Annotated in this window: 18 protein-coding genes; 7 read left to right on the top strand and 11 right to left on the bottom strand. The window is 69.8% G+C overall.

The genetic code is table 11. The features are described from left to right. Positions 1-6 precede the first annotated feature (6 nt). Entirely contained in the window at positions 7-945 is a 939-nt protein-coding gene (locus E8A74_RS34630; RefSeq protein WP_136933353.1) for a thioredoxin family protein, read from the bottom strand. Between the two features lie 127 nt (positions 946-1,072). Between E8A74_RS34630 and E8A74_RS34625 the strand changes: the two genes are divergently transcribed. After that, positions 1,073-2,251 (top strand): AAA family ATPase, encoded by a 1,179-nt coding sequence (locus E8A74_RS34625; RefSeq protein ID WP_136933352.1) that lies wholly within the window; start codon positions 1,073-1,075, stop codon positions 2,249-2,251. Between the two features lie 87 nt (positions 2,252-2,338). Here the strand turns inward: E8A74_RS34625 and E8A74_RS34620 are convergent, their stop codons facing one another. Further along, positions 2,339-3,697, bottom strand: coding sequence for a hypothetical protein (locus E8A74_RS34620; protein WP_136933351.1), 1,359 nt, complete (start codon positions 3,695-3,697; stop codon positions 2,339-2,341). Between the two features lie 666 nt (positions 3,698-4,363). On the opposite strand from E8A74_RS34620, the gene E8A74_RS56110 reads away from it, so the two are divergent. From E8A74_RS56110 to E8A74_RS34590, 6 genes are all read left to right on the top strand, one after another. Beyond that, on the top strand, positions 4,364-5,533 hold the full coding sequence (locus E8A74_RS56110; protein WP_420814225.1) for a DNA cytosine methyltransferase: 1,170 nt from the start codon (positions 4,364-4,366) through the stop codon (positions 5,531-5,533). Further along, the gene (locus E8A74_RS34610; protein ID WP_136933349.1) at positions 5,530-6,282 is read left to right on the top strand and encodes a hypothetical protein; all 753 of its coding nucleotides are present in this window, start codon (positions 5,530-5,532) and stop codon (positions 6,280-6,282) included. The genes E8A74_RS56110 and E8A74_RS34610 overlap by 4 nt, the downstream gene beginning before the upstream one ends. Beyond that, a complete protein-coding gene (locus tag E8A74_RS34605; RefSeq protein WP_136933348.1) occupies positions 6,279-6,899 on the top strand; it encodes a hypothetical protein in 621 nt (206 codons plus the stop codon). Before E8A74_RS34610 ends, E8A74_RS34605 begins: the two co-directional genes overlap by 4 nt. A 101-nt stretch (positions 6,900-7,000) precedes the next feature. Further along, positions 7,001-8,956, top strand: a complete 1,956-nt coding sequence (locus E8A74_RS34600; protein ID WP_136933347.1) for a tyrosine-type recombinase/integrase — start codon at positions 7,001-7,003, stop codon at positions 8,954-8,956. 2 nt (positions 8,957-8,958) lie between these two features. After that, the gene (locus E8A74_RS53065; RefSeq protein ID WP_170229588.1) at positions 8,959-9,615 is read left to right on the top strand and encodes a hypothetical protein; all 657 of its coding nucleotides are present in this window, start codon (positions 8,959-8,961) and stop codon (positions 9,613-9,615) included. A gap of 381 nt (positions 9,616-9,996) precedes the next feature. After that, positions 9,997-10,410, top strand: a complete 414-nt coding sequence (locus E8A74_RS34590; RefSeq protein ID WP_136933346.1) for a hypothetical protein — start codon at positions 9,997-9,999, stop codon at positions 10,408-10,410. Positions 10,411-10,528: 118 nt separating this feature from the next. On the opposite strand, the gene E8A74_RS34585 is transcribed toward E8A74_RS34590, so the two are convergent. From E8A74_RS34585 to E8A74_RS34545, 9 genes are all read right to left on the bottom strand, one after another. Continuing rightward, a complete protein-coding gene (locus E8A74_RS34585) occupies positions 10,529-10,957 on the bottom strand; it encodes a hypothetical protein (protein ID WP_136933345.1) in 429 nt (142 codons plus the stop codon). Positions 10,958-11,025: 68 nt separating this feature from the next. Continuing rightward, the gene (locus E8A74_RS34580) at positions 11,026-12,051 is read right to left on the bottom strand and encodes a hypothetical protein (protein WP_136933344.1); all 1,026 of its coding nucleotides are present in this window, start codon (positions 12,049-12,051) and stop codon (positions 11,026-11,028) included. Positions 12,052-12,053: 2 nt separating this feature from the next. Further along, positions 12,054-12,398, bottom strand: coding sequence for a hypothetical protein (locus E8A74_RS34575; protein WP_136933343.1), 345 nt, complete (start codon positions 12,396-12,398; stop codon positions 12,054-12,056). After that, positions 12,395-14,416 carry a hypothetical protein gene (locus tag E8A74_RS34570; protein ID WP_136933342.1) on the bottom strand — a complete coding sequence of 674 codons (2,022 nt, stop codon included), beginning with the start codon at positions 14,414-14,416 and terminating at the stop codon, positions 12,395-12,397. The genes E8A74_RS34575 and E8A74_RS34570 overlap by 4 nt, the downstream gene beginning before the upstream one ends. A gap of 40 nt (positions 14,417-14,456) precedes the next feature. Beyond that, positions 14,457-16,433: a VldE C-terminal domain-containing protein gene (locus E8A74_RS34565; RefSeq protein ID WP_136933341.1), complete on the bottom strand. Its 1,977-nt coding sequence runs from the start codon at positions 16,431-16,433 to the stop codon at positions 14,457-14,459. Between the two features lie 10 nt (positions 16,434-16,443). Beyond that, positions 16,444-16,755 carry a hypothetical protein gene (locus E8A74_RS34560; protein WP_136933340.1) on the bottom strand — a complete coding sequence of 104 codons (312 nt, stop codon included), beginning with the start codon at positions 16,753-16,755 and terminating at the stop codon, positions 16,444-16,446. Between the two features lie 128 nt (positions 16,756-16,883). Next, positions 16,884-17,615, bottom strand: coding sequence for a hypothetical protein (locus E8A74_RS34555; protein ID WP_136933339.1), 732 nt, complete (start codon positions 17,613-17,615; stop codon positions 16,884-16,886). Continuing rightward, the gene (locus tag E8A74_RS34550; RefSeq protein ID WP_136933338.1) at positions 17,612-18,106 is read right to left on the bottom strand and encodes a hypothetical protein; all 495 of its coding nucleotides are present in this window, start codon (positions 18,104-18,106) and stop codon (positions 17,612-17,614) included. The genes E8A74_RS34555 and E8A74_RS34550 overlap by 4 nt, the downstream gene beginning before the upstream one ends. 65 nt (positions 18,107-18,171) lie before the next feature. Next, the gene (locus tag E8A74_RS34545; protein ID WP_136933337.1) at positions 18,172-19,749 is read right to left on the bottom strand and encodes a hypothetical protein; all 1,578 of its coding nucleotides are present in this window, start codon (positions 19,747-19,749) and stop codon (positions 18,172-18,174) included. Positions 19,750-20,066: the final 317 nt, after the last annotated feature.

Genomic DNA, 20,066 nt, shown 5'->3' with positions numbered 1-20,066 from the left:
CCTGTCTCAGAGCTTGATCCCGCCGTTTTGAATCGGCTCGAAGCTCTGCCGCCGCGTCTCGTATTTTCCGCGCACGAACGCGCCGAGCACGGGCGCCATGTTCGCGGGCACGTCCTCGTCCCACTCGCCGCCGTCGATCGCGTCGCGCGGATAGAGATCCGGCGCCAGGAGGAAAAAACTCGGCACCCGCTCGTGCGGCATCTTCAGCCCCGTGAGGTCCTCGTCGAACGCGTCGATGTCCACACGCACGAGCCGCACCCGCGCGAGCGCCGTCTGCATGAGCGGATGCTCGAGCGACGTCGACAAGCTGCGGCACGAGACACACTCGCTCTTCGTCGTCATCACGACGATCGTCTCGCCCGCCGCCGCTGCGGCCGCGCGTTGCTTCGCGAGCTCCTGCGAGAGCGACGACACCGAGATCCCAACATCCACGATCGTGACGTTGCCCTCCTTGTGAACGGCCGTCTCTTTCTGGAGAACCGGCACGGCCTTGGAAGGCGGCGACGCAGGCTCCGCAGCCTCGACCGAACCCTCGAGCGGCCTCGGCGTATCCCCGACCGTCACGACATTGGCGATCGAATCGAGCTGCGCCTCGTGGCGCCGCTCCATCGTCCACACCCCGAACGCGATGGCCGCGCCCCAAGCCACCGTCAGGCAAATCCCGAGGCCCATCCCCAGTGTCGCCAGGACATACCCGCGGCGTCCTGTGCCTACGCCGTCGATCTCGCGACGCGCGGCCCAGCCGAAGACGATGGCGGCGACCGAGCCCAGCGGTCCGCCCACGAACGGCGCCAGGATCGACGTCAATGCCAGCGTCGAGAGCGGCTTTTTGTGCGGCGACCTCGGCCCCCGCAGGTACGGGTCCGAGAGAGGAGGGAGCTCCGTCGGGCCCTCGGCTCGGGCGACGCGCGAAAGCGCGGACCTCGGGGAAATGGCCTCGCTCACCCACGAATTCTAGCGCCTAATCTCGCTTACGCTCGCAAACCAAGGATGGACGGAATGAAGCGTCCCGCCCGTGCAGAAGGGATACGCCAACCCCCCACGCAGCGTGGTAGGAGGAAGGTGCCCTCTCATGATCGAACCGGCCCGCACCTCCGTCTTTCCCCGAGCCCTGGCCGCCCGGCTCGTGTCCGTGACGATCGGTGATTACCAGGCGATCGGGAGCAGCACGATCGAGCTCGCCATCGCCCCGCGTCGCACCGTGCTCGTCGCGAAGGGCGGGACCCTCGCGTCGCTCCTCGTCCAGGGCATCGCCGAAGGCGCGCATATCGCGGTCCACGCCCTGAGCGACCCGGAAAAACCGCGCCACTTCCGCTGCGAGTTCGAAGGCGACGCCGGCGAGCACCTCGTCTACGGCTACGATCGGCGTTTCCAAGATCTCGAGGACGACGACGAGCCCTTCCCGCCCTCGATGCGCTGGGAAGAACACGCCGCGAGGACCGACGAGGCCAACGTGGATCTCTGGACGGTGCGTGATCGACGCGCCGTCTTCGGCGACGGCAGCCGCATCTCGCTCCCCTCGGGCGTCGGCGCGCTCGCGCTCGCCGGGGACTCCGCCGATCGTGTCCCCGAGGACCTGCGTCGCATCCGCGCCTACCTCGAAGGCATCCGCTGGCTCGGCCTCGCCCTCGCGCGCCCCCCGATCGAGGATCGCACAGGCGTCACGCTCACCGGCCGATCAGGCGTCCTCTGGACGTCGCGGGGCCTCGACGCGCGCCTGCTCTCGCTCGCGTCGACGCTCGTCATCTGGTTCGAGCTCCACCGCGATCGGTACAACAAGGTCGTCGAGCTCTGCCAGCGCATCGGCGCGCCTGGCGAGCTCGCCGTCCAGATCACGCGCGACACCTCCGCGCGCGCGGACGTCGCGCCGCAGGACCGCGCCAGCATCACGTTCGAGGGCGTGGACTTCGGTCGTTTGTCCGATGCCGTGATCCGAAGGCTCGAGCTCCTCGTCGCGCTCGTGGATCCGGAGGCGACGGCGCTGCTCATCGAGGAGCCCGAGATCGCCGCGGTCCCCGGCAGCATCGTCGCGCTGCTCGACGTGATCGAGGCCTGCGCCGATCACCGGCAGCTCATCGTCTCGACGAAGTCGCCCCACGTGATCGACTGGGCGCGCCCCGACGAGCTCCGGTTCGTCGAAAAAAACCGGTACCGGGATCTCTCCGTGCGCAGCCTCGACTTCAGCGAGCTCGGCGCGGCCCAGGCCCACGTCGCGGCCGGCGGCAAGCTGTCGGCGTTCCTCGCGTCCTGATCACGCGGCGCGACAGGCCGAGCGCTCGTCACGCGCGCGTAGACGACACGCCCTGCGCGCGTGCGCGAACGACACGTTCTTCCGCGCTCAGGGGACGCAGCTCGACTCGAGCGTCCGCAGGATCGCGCGCTTCGTGCTCACGCCGTTGCTCATGGGCTCGGCCCACAGGAAGCCCAACCGCGGGCCAGCCGACGTGACCGCCGCCGCGTCCTTCACCGCGCCCGTCCCGTCGCTGATCCGCATGCCCGTGGCCGACGGCTCGCCGCTCTCCGAGAGCTTCACCGCGAGGACCTGATCGTCCTTGCCGCCCTCTTGACCAAGGAACACGACGAGCGCGCCGTCGCCGATCGGCGCAAGCGCCGGAGCCCGACCGCGCCCGACCAGCCACGTCTTTTCGCCGGGGCGCGCCGCGGCGTCGACGGCGCGCGCGAGGATCTTGTCGCCCTCGATCCACACGGCCATCGCGCCTTTCGTCGTGGCCACGAGGTTCACGCGTTCGCGCGCGGGCGCGCCGGCCGGCGGGGCCGCCGCGAGGGTGTAGGCTTCGTCGATCTCCTTGCCCGCGAGATCGAAGCGCGACACGACGATCCGCCCGTCCCCCTCGTGCCAGGCGAGCGTGTAGCCAGTTCCATCGGCGGCGACGGCGGGCCTGCGCGGCTCGTGGGCGTGGTGCGTCGCGCCGAGCGCCTGCACGGCCGGCGCGGCTGCGTCCGTCGGGGCGAACTGGAACAGCCCGAGCTGCGCCTTCTCCATGTTGAACGGCGCCACCGCGACGATCGCTCCGGCGGGCGTCGCGGCGAGGGCCACGTCGTCCGCGTTCGCGGCGTTCACCGTGCTCAGGTGCTCGATCACGGGCGCCGGCGCCGTCTCCCAGCGCGGCTTCGTGTACGCCAGCCCGTTTTCGTCGAACCACACGAGCGTCCAGCCAGCCCCGTTCGCGAAGATCCGCGGCGCCGTCTCGTTGGCCGTCCCGATGCCACGCGCGCGCGCCACCTGCTTCGCGTCGAGGGCGAACCCAGCGAACGCGAGCTGCGCGCCCGGCTTGTTCGCGGCGAGCTTGATGAGCCAGGCGGCGGCGAGCGACCCCTCGCTCCCCGCGACCGTCACCTCGCCGCGCTGCAGGTACGTCGCGATGTCCCCGCTCTGCGCCTTGCACCCCTCGGTCTGCGCGGCCGCGACGAACGACGACACGCCCGAGCCCACTGGCTCGCTCGGCGGAGGCGCTTGCGCGACGCTCGCCGAGGTCGCGGGCGGAGCCGCGGCCGCGCTCGTCGCCGCCGACGCGCTCGGGGCGACCGATGCGCTCGGGGCCGGCGCTGCGCCGCCCTCCGTCTTGCCTTGCTTGCACCCAATGGGGACAAGGCCGAGAAGCAGGCTCGTCACGACACCGACGACCCCGAAGGCCCATGCGCCGGCCGCGACCGCTGGGGAGCGAACCTGCTTCATCCCCCCCGAGCCCCCCGGCGCGCCATGCGACATTGGATCGTCCTCGTCAAGGCTGGCACCGTGAACCACGAGGGATCACGGCTGCCTACCTCATCCAAGCGAAGTCGCGAATCCCTCGGCGACGTGTTTGTCCAATCGACAACTGTGCGAAGAGGGGGACTCTTCGCACGTCCCCGCAAACAGCGAGGAAACACGAAGTAGTCGAAACATTATCAAAGAGCAAGTGCCAAACGAGTGCCGGAGCCTCGAACGGCACGCGGTGCGTCACGACGAGGGGGGTGCGCCAGACGTTCAGGTAAGCGATCCGCTCCTGACGTGGTTGAAGGTGTGGGCGGAGCGGTACGAGTCTGGATCTCTCCCGAACCTACTTACCTTGTACGCAAGTCGGCTCCACGGTGGGAGCGTCGAGGAGGTCAGGCAGGGGATCCGGTTGGCGGCGAAGGGGCCGCCTTGTCTCCGTGCGCCAGCGAGGGAGCTGCAAGCGGCGTCGGAGGTGATCTTCGCGCTACTCGACGCGGATAAGCGGTGCGCGCCCTGGGAACCAAGCGCCGTCACGCGAGCGGTCTGGTACGCGATTGCGACAAAGGTCAGCACGCCGGAGGAATGGCGTGAGCGCTGCGAGGCAGCGGAAGCCCTCGCGGACGAGCTGTTCGGGCAAGGTGCGCAATGAGCGGCGCGGCCATGCGCCGCGCCGCCAACACATCGAGGACGCCCGGACATGGTTCGAGGCGTTCTCGTGGGTTGCGGTGCGAGGAAACGCAAGAGCGCAGCGCGCTCACGATGGGTTCGCTGTTTTCGGGCATTGGCCTGCTGGAACTCGGCTTGGAATGGGCCGGGCTCGGGCCGGTGGCGTGGCAGGTCGAGCAAGACGCGTGGTGCCGAGGTGTGCTCGCACGGCATTGGCCGCGGGCGAAGCGCTACGAGGACGTCCGCGCCGTTGGGGCGGAGCTGGAGGAAGTCGACCTCATTTGCGGGGGATTTCCCTGCCAGGATATCAGCTATGCCGGGAATGGAGCCGGAATCGAGGGAGAACGTTCAGGGCTCTGGCGCGAACAGTGCAGAATCATTTGCCTTTTACGACCGCGCTACGTGCTCGTGGAAAACGTCGCAGCTCTGCTTGTTCGCGGAGTCGATCGGGTCCTCGGTGACCTGGCCGAAGCGGGGTACGATGCGGAATGGTCGTGTGTTCGGGCAAGTGACGTCGGCGCTCCCCATCGACGAGAGCGACTCTTCATTCTGGCCTACACCGATGACGCGGGACGCGCGCGGTCCGTCGCGAGGGAAGCGAGCGCAGGGCTCGCCGCCGCTGGCGCAGGCGGTGAAGCTGTGGCCGACGCCGGACGCCTCGTGCGCGAACGAGCGCGAGGCGGTGGAGACCTTCAAGGAGCGACAGGCGAAGCTGCGAGCGAAGGGAATCAACGGCAACGGCTGCGGAACGCCCCTCGGGATCGCCGTGAAGCTGTGGCCGACACCGACATGCGGCGACGCGAAGGCGTCGGGCGCCGCCGGGTACAGCACGGAGACGCGACACGCGGGGACGACGCTGGTGGATGCAGCGGTGAGACAGCCGAATGCGGGCGGAGTGCTGAATCCGGCGTGGGTCGAGACGTTGATGGGCTGCCCGCCCGGGTGGACAGATGGCCCGCCGGTCCCGGAGAGGCGCCGCAAACGTGGGAGCCCCCGCGCACGGTCCTGAGCCCGGAAGGGCGGGCGGCGCGTCGGCTGCGCGTTGCAAGGCTCAAAGCGCTGGGTAACGCGGTGGTTCCGCACGTCGCCGAGCTCTGGGGGCGCCGCGTCATGGAGCTCGAAGCAATCCGGCGTGGGGGTGGGCAATGAGCGGCACCAAACCGATCGGCATGTGCGGCGTCAGCGAGCCGTCGCGGGTTCCGATGGGCAGAAAGCGCGAGCCGGCCAAGCCCACGCGCCTGCCGCTCGACTTCTACGAGACGCCGACGCGGCTAAATCAGCCCCACCCGGAGCGCTGCGCCGTGACGGCGCTGCTCGCGCGACTCGGGCGCCCGCGCATATGGATCGACCTCGGCGCCGGCCGTGGGGCGATCGGGGCCGTGCTCCATGCGGCCTGGGGCATCCGAGGGATCGGGATCGAGTTCTCGGAGGCGCGAGCGGCGGAGGCGCTGGCGACCGGCGCGTATCACGGGGTGTTCGTGGGCGACGTAGCGGACGCCGACGTGCAATGGCGGGTGCGGAAGCTGGTGCAAGAGCTCGACCTCGGCCCGATGCCGGGGCTCGCGATCTCGAACCCACCATTTCCCCAATGGGAGGCGTTCGAGCTGGCCGCGATGGCGATGGACGCGGAACAGGTCGCGCTGCTCCTGCCCTCCACGGCGTTCGAGGCGAATCGCGGATCCCGCAAGGCCAAGATCACGCAGCGCGCGCGACTGCTGCGTGATCCGGCAGGCGGGCGGTACGACCTCGCGATGCGGCCGGCGTTCCTGCGCGCCTGGCAGGAGCCGGACGGCCGCATCGTGTACGAGCAGGACGGGACCGACCTCAAAGCCTACGCCTGGCGCGTGCGCGGCGCAGCGCACGCGGGCCGCTGGGGCTTCCTGGAGGTCCGCCCATGAAGTTCTCGGGCGAATACGTGACGTGCTCCCGGTGCCTCCGGGCGTTCGTGGTTACGGGGGTCTACGCAGAAATCGTCCGCACGCACCATGCGTGCCTGCACGGCCGCACCTGCGAACCGGGTCGAGGGGCAACACGCCACGGCGAGATGCGGGCGGCGTGCCGGCTCTGCGACGACAGGCATCGGCACCGGCGCGAGCCGGGTGGCTACGTGCCGGTGACGGGCAAGGAAGTCCTCGAATGGTGCCGCGAAGACGGGGTCGAGACGGCGCGGCTTGTTGAGGCACGGTATCCGGAGACCTACGCCGATCGGGTGCTCGTGCTCGACTTCACGGGCGAGGAGCGCGAGACGGGTGGCGGGATCGTCGTCACCATGCCCGTGGCCTCGGGCGTGACCGAACGGCGGGCAAAGCCACGCGGGCGCGCGCCCGAAGAACCGAGATGGCCCACGAAGCCAGCGAAGGCGACGCGTGGCCAGAGCGACGCCGGGCCGGCGTCGACGGGCGACCACACGCGGAGCCGAGCAGCTCAGCGTGAAGGACAAGCGGAGGCGGCGCGCGCAGCGCTCGCAGAGCTCAACGCGGCGCAGTCGGCGCGCGCGAGCGGCGGGCGCCGGTAGCGACTCGAAGGGGCGGGCGCGTGGCGGGTTGGGGACCGCGCGCCCGCGTGTGGACGCTGGGACAAACGCAAGCGCGCGCGCCGGTTGGTATCGGCGAGCGCATGCCGAAGGTTATCAAGGTGAAGGGCAAAACCGTAACAATACAGGGAGTTACGCTGCAACAGGTCGGGCCCAACCGATTTCGCAAGCAATACCGCGATCCGGTGACGGGCGAGCGTGATTCGATCTACGGCACCGATCCGGAGGATCTGATCGCGAGATACACCCGCGTGATTCAGCTCAGGCACGACTACAAGGCGGGCGCGATCTCGGATCCGCACACGCTCGTGGCCGTGCGCAACGCGGCCAAGGGGCCGCTCTCCTTGCGGGAGATGTGGGAAACCTACATCGCGACGGTGGACGACCATTGGGGCAAGGCTGCTCGGTCGTATTGGCGGCTGCACGTGTTCCCGGAGTTTCGGGATTGTAGAGCCGTAGAACTCGACGCGTCGAAGCTTGCGAAGTGGGAGAAGGAGCTACAGCGAAAGCCACTCGCGCAGACCACGATCGGGAACATCTACGCGGTTTTGCAAGCGGCCGCGAATATGGCCATCGAAGATGGGCGTTTGGCCGAACTGCCGTGGCGAGGGTGGCGGCCGGAGCGGCCAACGGAAAAGCAGCGCACGATCCCGCACAACGAGGATGCGCTGTTCGCGATCCTGACGGAGGCGAAGCGCCGGGATCTTAGCGAGCTGGCGATCCCGCGTTATGCGGATCTCGCGGCGCGGTGCGCTGTGATCGCGGCTTTTGGGCTACGACAGGCCGAAGGGTCGGGGCTCGGGAACCACGACATTCAGCCGGGCGCCAAGACGCCGTTTGTGCTGCGGATCCGGCGCCAAGCGGTGGATCAGTGGCCAACGCGTTTCCCGGGCGCGATGGAGCCGCCGAGTCTACCGAAGAGCAAGCGCTCGCGGACGATCCCCCTGTCGGACGCCGGGGAGCGACTGCTCCGAGCACAGCAAGCCGTGCTTGCTCGATTTGGGCGGTTTGCGCCACACGGCCCGCTCTTTCCCGCCCACCGCTCACCGGGCCCTGCGTGGCGCACCCACGCCGATCTGGTCAAGCCGGAGGTTTTGCGAGCGCTCGCGACGCGCGCGGGGCTCCCGTATGCCGACGAGCTGGTAACGCACGCGCTGCGGCACTTCTTCGGCACAGCGGAGAGCCGGCAAAGGCCGCTGACGGAAGTGCGTGATCTGATGGGCCACCACGCCCTCGAGGTCACGGAGGTCTATCTGCACACGCCGGGCGAGGCGATGGCCCCGCCGGTGCTGCAAATTCCGGCAGGCTACGTGCCGGGCGGCGAGCGTGTGGTGCTGGCGGGACGCCGGGGCGAGCTCAATTTTGCCGGAGTCGCGCCAGGTGCGGGCGAGGAGGACGACGATCCGCCGGACGTCGATCTCCAAGAAGAGCTCGCGCGCGTCGCGCTCGAACCCGCGAGGGTGCGCACGATCGTGGACCTCGTCTGCCCGACGACGGCGGAGGAAGACGGTGCGCGCGCCGAGCGCGAGGATCGGCGAAAGCAGATTGTCCAGAAGAGCCGCTCGAAGGGCGCGTCGGGCTTTGAGTCGATGGAGCGGGCCGCAGCGGATTGGAATCCGCGCACGCACAAGCGCCCGCCGGCCGTCACGGCGTACGCCGAGGAATCGCGGCGGCGCGCGTACGCCGATCACTACTACGGGGCCCAGAACGCGAAGCGAAACGGCTGGAAAACGCGCTCAAGCGTGGACTTGCAGGGTTTCGTCAAGCTGATGGCAGGGGAGAAGCGGCCGCCGTTTGTGCGCGAGATGCGCAAGCGCCTAGAGCGGGTGCTTGCGGGCGACGGGGAGCAGCTCACGCAAAAGGAGCTGGAAACCCTCGCGAAGATCGTGGCGCGCGAGAAGGGCCGGCGGGCTTTTGCGGGCGTCCTCGCGAACTGGACGCGTTTTTACAAGGGCTATGGGGCGCGAGCCCCGAAGGAACTTCCGGCGCAGATCGTGCCGGTTGTGGCGGCGAACGAGCCGCAGGAAGTGGAAGAATAGCAATGCGAACGGTGATTTTGGTGGCGCTGGTTGCGCTCGTCCAAGGTGTGGTGCTCGGGGTCGTGGCGTGCGAGCCGGAAACAGGGGGAGCGTTCAGCGGAGGCGCGGCATCCTCGACGGGCGCAGCGGGTGCCGGCGGAGCGGCGGGCGCGGGCGGGGCGGCAGGGGGTGCCGCGGGCGAGGGCTCAGCGACGACGACGACGAGCGTGACGACCGGGCCGATCACGGAACCGATCGACGCGGGCAGCGGTGGGGCGGCCTCGTCGTCGTCCTCGTCGTCCTCGTCGTCCTCGTCGTCCTCGTCGTCCTCGTCGTCCTCGTCGTCCTCGTCGGGCATGGGCGGCATGGGCGGCATGGGCGGCGCATCGTCCTCGTCGTCCTCGTCGGGCATGGGCGGCATGGGCGGCATGGGCGGCATGGGCGGCATGGGCGGCGCATCGTCCTCGTCGTCCTCGTCGTCCTCGTCGTCCTCGTCGTCCTCGTCGTCCTCCGGCGGCGGCGAGGACGCGGGTCCGGGCCCGCTCGTGTGCGACGATTGGAAGTACAAATGCCTCGGCGAGTGCTGCAATAAGGAGTGCGGCACCAAGATGTGCCAGTACCAGGGCAAAAGCGTGGGGAAGTGCAAGAGCCCCGTGCAGGGATCGTGTACGTGCGAGTAAATCCGCCGCACGGGCACTTTCGTGCGGACCACCTGGAAAGGGTGGTAGCGGAGATGCGGCGCCGTGGCCCGCCGAGGATCCGCGCGGCGTGGGATCCGGTGGGGAACTGCTGGCGCGCCCGAGAGGGGACCCACCGGCTGAGAGCTGCAAAGCGTCTCGGCCTCGTGCCGGTGCTTGTTGCAGTGCCCTGGCGTCGCTCGGCGCTCGGGCGCGATCGGGCGCGCAAGGCGGCCGAGCGACACGCGCACACGTTTGAAAGCGTGTGTGTCGAGGGCGGCTGAGACGGTGAACGGCGCGGCGGGCGGCAGTGACGTCGCGCCGTTCTTTCAGATGGCAGCACAAAGCAGCCGCGGAAGCGCGGCGAGTAGGAGACGAGCGGCAATGAAACACCAACTAACCAGCAGAGACGAAAGAGGGCCCGCCCGAGACGGCGGCGTCCTCTGGCAAGGTGACGATCCGGCGCTTGCGGCGCCGCAGCCGGGCGAGGAGCGCGCGAAGGTGTGGACGAACGGCGAAGAGACCTACGTGGCGCACTCGTTGGACGAGCTGATCCTCTTCATGCGAGAGGAATTGGGGTGCACGCCTGACGAGAGCGAGCCCGAGGATTGGGAGGAACAAACGGGGCAGATAACGTTCGTGTTCGACAAGGCCGATTTGCCGGACGAATTGCACGAAGCCGCCGCGCTCATGGAGTATGACGAGCACGGCGACCGCGTTGAGGTGACCATGTCGGCCGAGGACTGGGTGAGCTGGTTAGGGGCAGCGCCCGCGCTGCTCGGGTCGAGCTACCTCTAACGAGATCGCGAAGAGTCACGGCAGGAAAAGGCCCGGCCGCGCATGTGGTGGCGGCCGGGCCAGGTGGGGGCGGGATCGGACAGGCGGGGAGGGGAAGGACGAACGGAAGGGCGGCGCGTCAGATCCCAGCCGAGACGACGTTTGCGAGCTGGTGGAACGCGTCTTGAAGGAGCACGCGCTTGACTCGGTGCTCGGCGGCGCCCTGGCGCCGCTCGACGCGCACCGCGTCGGAATGGTCGAGGCCCTCCATGAGGACCTGAAACGCGGTGGACGACAGCGTGAGCGCGCAGAGCTCGGTGGGCGGGCGCAAGAACTGCTCGACGCGCAGCCGCGCGGCGACCTCGGGCGGCACGAAGAGCGTCAACTTGACGCAGCGCCGCGGCGCGGTCTCGTCGGTAACGTCGGCGATGGGCTCGAACACCTCGTCGCCGTTGGCCTGCGGTGCCGACGGCGCCTTCGCGTCGGCCTGCTTCGGCTTGCGGCCGCGGCGGGGCTTTGCCGTCGGGTCGGTGTTCACGTTCGGGGTCGAGGGTTGCTTCGTGTTCATGACGGGTGTCCTTGGGGGTTGTGAGGTTGAAGAACAGACTTGCGGGAAATCGGTATCAGGTGGGAACCTCAGAGGATTCGCACGAAGTGAAAAGAGCCGTTGAGGTGGACGATCTCGGATTCGGCGACGTCCGCGGGGTCCATCGCCTGCACGAGATCGGCGCGGCTCAGCGCCAGGAGCCGCGCACGGTGGGCCGCGACGAGGCGCGCTTTGAACGTGTCGACGTCGCCGATCGTGAAACCTTCGCGTTCGAGCTGGCGGATCACGTGCGAGACAAACACCTTGTTTTCGCCGAACCGACCGGTTTTCGACGCGCGCGCGGCCGAAAGCACGCGGTCTGCAAACGCGGTGTCGTCGGTTGGGAGGCGGCGCGAAGGCGGCGCCGCGGGCTCCTTTTTGGGGCGGCCACGGGGCCGGCCCGAGGAGCGCGCCGCGCGCTTCCATTCGGCCCAAAGGTGAGGCACCTGGAGCTCGCGCGCGACGCCGAGGACCCCGGCGCCTTCGAGCACCCTGAGTCCGCCCTCCGCGTCGAACTCGATCTCTACCTTGGGCTGGCTTCCACGGCTGAGCGAGTCCCGCAGCCGCGCGGCGCGCGCCTCGGAGAGCGAAGCGGCGGGCACACGGGCGAGCACCTCCAGCGGCGTCAGGAGGCGGCCAGCGCGCGCCGGCACCGGCCCTGCCGGGGTCGAGGTCCACTCCCACGCGTGGGGCTCGGCGGAGGGCTCCGGCGGGCGAGCGCGGGGCCCGCCGCTGGGCTCGGGCGTCGTCGTCTTGCAGGAGCACACATGGCCCTTGTGCTTGGCGAGCTCGGCGCGGAGGGCGGCGCGCTCGCGTTCGCACGTAGCGAGCAGGCTGCGAGAGGCTTGCCGATCGCCGCGACGGGCCAGGGCCTCGGGGGAGCCGCGCAGCGCACGAGCGCGCCGCGCAAGCGCCGGGACCGCCTCGCGGGCGCCCGCGCGGCGGCGTCGTTTCGGCGCGCCACGAACGGCCGGCAGAGCGGGCGGCGTCGGCCTGATCGGCGCAGGTGCGATCCCCGGCGCCTGTCCGGCCAAAGTCGCCACGTCAAAAAGCGAGCGCTGCTTGGTTCTCGCCATGGTCACACCGCCCGCCCGGGGACCTTGTGCGTCAGCAGGCAGAGGAGCAGCAGCAGCGGGCCCGGTAGGTAGGTCCAGCCTCGCCAGGCGATGACGCGAGCAAGCGGCGCCGCATCGGCGCTCGACGGCGACCGGCGCGCGCGAACGCTGCTCGGCGGGCCGGGTGGCTCGCGCAGGTCGAGCGCGCGCAGCCAGACGCGCCGCGAGAGGCCGACCACCACGCCGAGCAGGGCGAAGAGCTGCGACCCGTCGAGCACGCCGCGCACCGCAAGGAGCGCGATCGTCAGGTAGGCAGACACCTCGCAGACGAGGAGCGCGCAGAGCGCCACGAAGACGCGCGCGCTCATCGGCGCCCCCGATCGGTGATGAAACGAGCTTCACGCGCCACGGCGGCGCCGCCGATCGCGAGCGCCGCAAGAGCGACCACCCCGCCGAAAACCTTGGCCCCGGTCGGGATCGAGTCCCACAGCGAACGCGAGGGTCCGCCCCCAAACAAGGCGTCACCGGCCAGTTGGGTGACGCCGGGCAGCGGCACGAACGGCGGCGGCGCCGTTGCCGCAGACGCGGGCAGGTTCGGATCGAGGCCCTTGCCCGCGGCGTGCTGCGCGCGAATCTCCTCCGCAGCGGAGATCGCCGCGTCGGCGAGGTTGCCGCCCTTGGCGGCCCGGACAGCGTCGTTCAGCGTGCCGATCTGCTCGCCGCCTTTGCGAACGGCGATCCGAGGTCCGAGCGCGGCCCACTGCACGAGCAGCAAGCGGAACGACGCTTCGAGTACGTCGAGCTCGTTGTCGAGGTTCGTGGCGATCCACGCGTCGTCCGCCTCTTTTTCGGCCCTGGCGAGGCGCTCCAGGTACGACGTCCAGAAGGCGCTGTATTCGCGGACCTCGGGCAGCTCTCCCGCGCGCTTGAGCCCCTCTTGGACGGCGATATTGTGGGTGTCCGCGCTGGCGCGGAGCTTCTGCACCCGGTTTCGATCGGCGGCGCTGGGGCCAACGATCGGCAGACCGGCGACATCCCCGCCGCTGAGCGCAGCGCGGTCGGCCGCGTCGAAGGCGCTCACGCGATCGATCAGGCGCTTCACCTCGTCTCGGAACGCCCCGAGGTCTCCCACGGAAGCGCTACCCGCGTCCCACGAAGCGATGAAGCGTCGCACCCAATCGACGGCCTCCGCAGCGCCGGGGAGCTGCTCGACGTTGGGTGGCACGTCGGCGAGGAAGCGCGCGCGCCATTCCTCGAAGGTGGCGCGCTCGGCCTCGGTCGGCCCGAAGCCAGGCAGCCATCCGACCTCCCCGCCGCCGCACTTCGGGGTGCCCGCGGCGCCGCTGACGTTCCAGGTTTCCGGGCTCGTGATGGACGCGTCCCATGGAGCCGGCGTGAATCCATGGCGCTGCGCGGCGAGCTGTTCGAGCTCGTAGACGGCGACGCGAAAGCGCATCACGTCGGCCCATTCGGGCGGGTGGCCGAGATGTGGGCCCCCGCTCGCGATCGTGATGCGCTCCGCCTGGTCAGGGAAAAGCCGCAACAGCACGGAACGGACGGAGCCCTCCGGAAGCGACAACGCGCTTTCGGCCGGCGCCCCGCCGCGTTCGAGCGCCCAAAGGCCGAGGGCGGTAAAGTGCTCGCTTGCCTCATCCTGGAGCCGGAACACCGGGTAGTCAGCCAGCGAAAGTCGAGTGACCACGGTGGGGGCGCCGCTGACGTCCCAGGTTTCCGGGCTCGTGATGGGCGCGTCCCATGGAACCGGCGCGAATCCATGGCGCTGCGCGGCGAGCTGTTCGAGCTCGTAGACGGCGACGCGAAAGCGCATCACGTCGGCCCATTCGGGCGGATAGCCGGTGTTCGAGCCCAAAACCACGATCGCGACGCGTTCCTCCTGGTCGGGGAACAGGTGCAGCAGCGCGGCGTGAAGGTGCTCTTCGCGGTCATCCCTCTCGGGCTGGGGTCCGACGCGTTGAAGAGCCCACCGGCGGAGGTCCGAGCGGTGCGCGTGTGCCTCGGCCTGGAGACGGAAGATCGGCACATCGTGGACCGAAGGGGGCGCGCCCACGTCGGGGACGATCGGGTAGTCCCAGGCAGGCGGCACATACTCCCGCTCGGCGCGGGCAATCTGTTCGAGTTCGTAGAGGTCTCGGCGCAGCAGCGGCAAGTCTGAGTCCTTGAAAGGCAAATAGTTGCGAAGCTGCGTGATGCGGTCGTGGTGGTGCGGGAAAAGCCGCAAGAGCGCTTCGATCCCCTGGAAGTAGTCGGGAAGCACGTCCTCGTTGTCGTCGTCGGGGTATTGCTCGCGGCCCGTAGCCCACCACGTCAAACGTGTGAAATGGTGGAAAGCTTCGCGTTCGAGTTCGTCACGGGTGACAGAAGCCATGGTGCGTGTTCCTTTCGTGGCCGACGAGCGGCCGCCAAAGTTATCGGAGGCGCTCGATGAGCCACGGCGGAAGCGGGCCGCCGAGTTCGCACCCGCGCGCCAGCTCGTCCAGAAGGTCGACGGGCTGCCCGTTCTTGAGGGCCTTTCGCGCGAGCGGCGCGAAGAGCTGCGAATAGTCCTTGTGCACCCAGTTGTGCCGCATGCCGGGCGTCTGCACGACGGCCGCATTTTCGGCGTCCGAGAGTCGCCCGCCGTAGTTGATGGACGTGTCCGGCGTGGGGAGGCGCTTCAACCGATCGTCCGTGAGGATCCACTCCTTCCACGGTCCGTCGACGATCTCACCGGGAGTGCCAAGGCGACCGATCTGCGCGTTCCATTTAAGCGACGACTCGTAGTCCTGCGCGCCAGTGCCGAGGAGCGGCACGACGAGGCGCCGGCTCGCCGCGCGCCACCGCGCGTCGGCCGTGACGTGCGTGTGAGGCAGCAAGTCGGCGCCCCGGCAGATCGAGACGACCTCGGCGAACGTGAACGGCAAACGCAAGCCGAGGCAAGAGAGCGGGTCGCCCGCCACGCGGATGAGGTAGCCGCCAGGTGCGGGGATCTCGACCCACCAGATGTTATCGATCAAGCCGTCGAACCACGCGCCCACCGGGTCATCCCAGGCGCGCCGCTGCACGGATTTGGTGCTGCCGACGTCGGCGGGCCGCGCGCCGGGGCTCCCGGACGGCAAGGTCCACGAGCGCGCGTCGTCGCGCGCGTCGGCGCGAATCGACAGGTGGAGGTGACGCGTGTGCGGGTTGACCTTGCCGCGCTGCGCGGGATCTTGCGGGTAAGGTCGCCACGCGCCGCCGTCGCGGTCCCGCGAGGCGATCCGCGCGTTCCAGATGACGTAGGTGACGCGGGGATCCTTGAGCAGCGCTTGGGCGAGGGTTTCGAGCGGCGGCCCGTGGGTCGGGTCGTGCGTGAGATCGAGCGCAAGCCCCTTGTTGTGGTCGCTCTCGCGGGCCTGGTGGGCGGCGTCGCCGCAGAGCCCGTCCGAGGCCTTCGACCGGCGGGGCCATCGCTCATCGACCTGGCGGCGGAGCTGGAGGAGCGACTGCGCCGGGCTGCACGCGGCGCCCGAGGCCACCACGGCCGCCGCCGTCGCGGACGCCTTCGCCGAACTCGTTGCCGCCGTCGTCGTGGCGGCGGCGCCAACGACGCCGCTGGCAGACGAAGCGACCGGCGCAGCGGGGCGTACCGGCGGCAAGACCTTCCGGCCGGAAAGGGTGACCCACAGGGGCTTGTTGAGGTCCTCCGGACGGGCCTTGGGGAAGTAAGAGCGGACCGGAATCGCGTGGGTTTCCGTGCGGCGCAGCTTCGCGGCGACGTCGCGCCACGTGAAATACCCGCGCTTCGTCGGGTCGAAGACGGGATTCGCGGAGTAGACCTGCCCCCGGGTGATGGTGCTCTTTGGGTGGATGAGCTCCGTCGAGTCGCGTTCGCCGAGCTTGAAATCAAGGGGCTTCTTCCAGTCGTCGGGCAGGAAGTTCCACTTGTAGAGTTCCAGGGCGGGATCGTCGGCCGCGCGAATGCGCGCCGCCCAGCCGGGCGAGCGCTCTTCGTAGCGACGGTAGAGCGGCAAGACGATCTGCCGGAGCTGCACGTCTGCGGGCATCGCGCGCACGGCCCAAACGGCGTCGGCCGTGGTGAAGCCGGGGAAGTTTGCGCCCTGGGTGAGCTGGATCAGTCCACCGCGAGGCACGCCGCTTTTCGTGTGCGGCACCGTGGGATCCCAATCGCTCTCCGACTGAATCACCGTGGCGAGCGCGTCCGCCGGCAACCCGAGTTCGCGCGAAACGTCATGGAGCGCCTTGCGCACGCTCGGATCCGGGGTCGTCAACCGCGTATACGCGGGAGCGAGCGGGGGATCTTCGGCACTGGCCCGAGCGCCTCCGCGCTGTTCCCACCAGGCCAGCGCGCCCGCGCCGAGCCCGAAGGCGCCGAGGGAGAGTGCGGAGAGCGTGAACGGGTCCATGAGAAGCTCCTCAGCGTTGGAAAAGGGCCTTGATGCGTTCGAGAGCCTGGTCGACCTCGGGCGCCGCCGCCTGGCCCTCCTGGTAGCCGCGGCTGAGGGCGCCCAGGAGTCGAACCGCGCCGCGTTTGACGTCCGCCACACCCTCCGGACCGAGCTCCTGTGCCAGCAGCCTCGCGCCGATCTCGACGACGGCGGCCGCCGGCTCGCCCATGAGCGCGCGCAGCCCCGGCGACACGGACGGCCCCGGCGTCGGTTCCGTCGCGGGGAGCGGGACTGCGTGGGCCACCTTGGGAGCGTGCTGCGCGCTCTCCGGTCGCGGCATCGTGGGCTCGGGGGCAGCGGCGCGAGCCGCGGGGCGTTGCGCACGAGCGCCGCAGCGATTGCAGCGGAAACCAGAGGTGGTAGGGCGAAAAGACTCCGAACCGCAAGAAGAGCAGCGCATGTGAAACCTCAAAACGGGGTGGAAGGAGAACGACGCGGCGCCCTCCGCGGCTTGCGGGGAGCGGGACGGGAGCGCTCAAGGGCTTCGATTTGGCGGGCGGTGTCGACGAGCTGCGGAGCGTGCTCGGACAGGACGCCCGCCACGCGCACGCGGCAAGCGCTGCGGGCCAAGGCGAGCTCGGCGCTCGCGCGCGCGCTGTCGCGGCGAATCTCCGTCAAGAGATCCGCACGAGCGGCATTGCAGACGCGGCGCGCGGCCGTGGGGGAAAGACCGTCTTCGAGCGCCGAATCACAGCGCGGCCCCGTCGAGGCCTTGCGCTTCGCCGCGTCGACTCGAAGGTCATGGGCGACCTTGCGAGCCTCGTCGCCGTCGCGCTTGCAGGCGGCTCGCACGGCCTTCATGTCGGCGCTAAGCGACTTGCGAAGCGAGGCGAGCTGTTTGCGCAGGGTGGGAAGGTCCCCGGAGTAGCCCGCGGCTTCCGCTTCCGCTTTGGCGAGCGTGCGATCGCTCGGCACGGTCGACTCGCGAAACTCAGCGATCTCGAACTCGCCCTGATCGGTGGCGGCCCACTCCATGAAGGCCTCCCACGGCTCCTTGCGCTTGCTCTTCCGCAGGAGGAACCACCGGCGCCGGAAGACGGGCTGGAGGTCTTCCGGCACGTTGCGGAGCTGCGCCTCGAAGTATTCCGAGGCGGTTTCGCTGCGAGACCTGCGCCGTTTCGCTTTCGGTGCGCGTTTCATAGCTCGATCCCCCAGCGCACGAACCCGTCGAGCGTGTAGGCCGTGGCCAGAAGGGCAGCGACCGAAAGTCGCTGGTAGGTCGGCAGCGGAATCGGGCCCGCGGTGAACGTGCCCGCAAGGAACTCCACATGGGTCGCCCAGGCCGGCGGACGTTGTGAGGCCGGCGCGTCGAGCGCGCACCGCCGGGTCAGCCAAAACCATTGGCTGAACACGTTGGGCTCGGGTGCCCAACGAATGTCAACCGCGTGCTCGTCGCGACCGCCCACAACCGAGACTTCCGCGGGGAGGCGGACGATGTAGGATCCAAAATCGGCCTCCCACGTGAACGGCAGGTTGGGGTCGTCGCCTTCGCGACCACGCTGGAGCCCTGTGAAAACGGAATCCGACGAACCGAGCGTGGCGCTCCGAAAAACAAGGTGTGGAGCTTCGCCGCGAAGATCCGGGCCCGGCGCGCTGCCCGCGGGCGGCTCGTAGACCGCGACGAGGCGCACCGGGCGGGGCGCGCAGCCGCGCCCGATTCCGAGAGACACGGACCGACTCGTTGTCGCGGTGTACTTCATGGCACCGCGCAGGTGCCGGGGCACCCCGGCTCAGCGGCGTGGAGACGCCCCGCTACTTCCTGCCCGAAGCGAGCAAGGCTCCGCGCGGGCGACTCGAACGAAACGGAGGCACTCGGCTCCGGCGACGGCGCGACGATCGCGCTCGGGATCTCGAACCCGGCTTGATCAAGGAGTAGCGCGGCGCTCATCATCAGCGCGTGGTCGACCGGGTTGGGGTCGGTCTTCGGGTCTTGCTTGAACAAGAGGCGAATCCGAGGAGCCCGCCGCGGGTTCGGGTCGGTCATGGCGGCGATCGCCGCCACGGGCTTGCTTCGCGGATCGGTCGGGCTGAGGCGTTGAAGCTCGGCGCGCGCGGTGGCGTGAAGTTCGTCCGTGGTAGCCTTGCGCGGGTTGCGCGAGCTTGGCCGCTTCTTCTTGGAAGCGGCCTCCATCCGGTCGAGCTCCACGCCGATCTTTTCGGCGGTTCCCACGACCGCCGCGCCGGCCACGGGGCCGCCGAAGTAGGTCGCGACGAGCCCGCCGATCTGGCCCGCAATCCGCGCGAAGGTGCCCGAGCCGCCTACCTCCTCCGCTGCCGGCGGCGGCGAATCGGCCGGCGGAGGGGTCGCCGCCGCAAGCTCGTGGGGTGCAAAGCCGGCGACGTCGAGGGGAGGCAAGCCCAGCGCGTCCCAGGCTTCATCGGGCGAATAGCCGGCCGCCATCAACTGGTTAAGCGCGGCCTCAAGCTCGGCCACGAGCGCGGCCTCGTCGTCGGTCGGCTGGCTGCTCGTCGCGTCGAGCGTGTAGAGCGGTTGGACGTCCCGCGGCGGGAGCTGGATGCGGTAATGGGCCGCGTCGTAGTACCAGTGCGAGGGGATCGGGGGGTGTCCCGCCTCGACGCACGGGTCGAAAACCCGGCCGTTGTCCCAAAGCCAGACGTGCCATCCGGCCTCCGTCCGACCGATCCCGATGCTGTCCCCGCGGAACGCGCCCCACGCGCGCACGAGGCGCGCGCAGTCGCCGCCGTTCGAGGTCGAGACCTCCTTCGGGGCGGCCCAATAGTCGGCCGAGACGTCGGGGATAAACCGGGCCCCCGGCGGCGGGCGCACGGCGGTCCCGGTCGCGAGGTCGAGGTAGATCAGGAACGAGAGCAAGGCGCCGATGGCCCGGTCGTCGCGGGGCAGCGACACCACGGGATGCAGGAACGACGCGTCGAGGCGCACCGGTTCGAGCACGAGCCGCGGACGCACGCCCGGCGGCGGGCTCGCCGGCTTGGGCGCGGGAGCGGGAGCCGGGGCGGGCTTCGGCGTGACGGTGACGGTGGGCCGCGCCGGCACCGTGGTGGGGCGCGGGATCTGCCGAGGCGGCGCCGGTCGGGGCGCGGCGCTGCTGCTCGTGGTCGAGCTCGTCGAGGCCGGCTTGGGCGCAGGCGTCGGTGACGAAATGCGAATACTGCCATCCGGCAGCTTTTCGATTTTCGGCGCACCCCACGGGTTGATGGCCGCCTGGGGATCGAACTCCTCGGTTTTGGTGGGCTTCTTGTTCGCGCTGCCCTTCTTGGGGGCGGGCCGCTTGCGGAGGTTGACGCGGAACACGAACGGGTTGGCGCCGACGTCGCTGTCAGATGCGCCGGACCCAGCAAACGCGGCGTGGGCGTCCTGGCCGAAGCCGTGCGGGGGCCCGCTTGCCGGACGCCCATGCCCAGGCGTGGACCCAGTGGGGCCCGTGGGAGTCGTGGGCGCGGGGCTCGTCGTGCCACCGCTGCCGCTCGAACCACCGCGCCCCACCTCACCAAAGCGCGCGCCTGAATCGTCTTGAATCGCCACGGGCCACCTCTGCAAAAAAAGGGCAGAACGAACAGCCAAACGAAAAGGGGGCCACCGGCGCGGGGCAAAAGGAGCCGAAAGGCCCC

This window comes from Polyangium fumosum (assembly GCF_005144585.1).
GTDB lineage: Bacteria > Myxococcota_A > Polyangia > Polyangiales > Polyangiaceae > Polyangium > Polyangium fumosum.
Note: the sequence above shows the minus strand (reverse complement) of the source record. Positions and strands in the feature narration are given on the sequence as shown.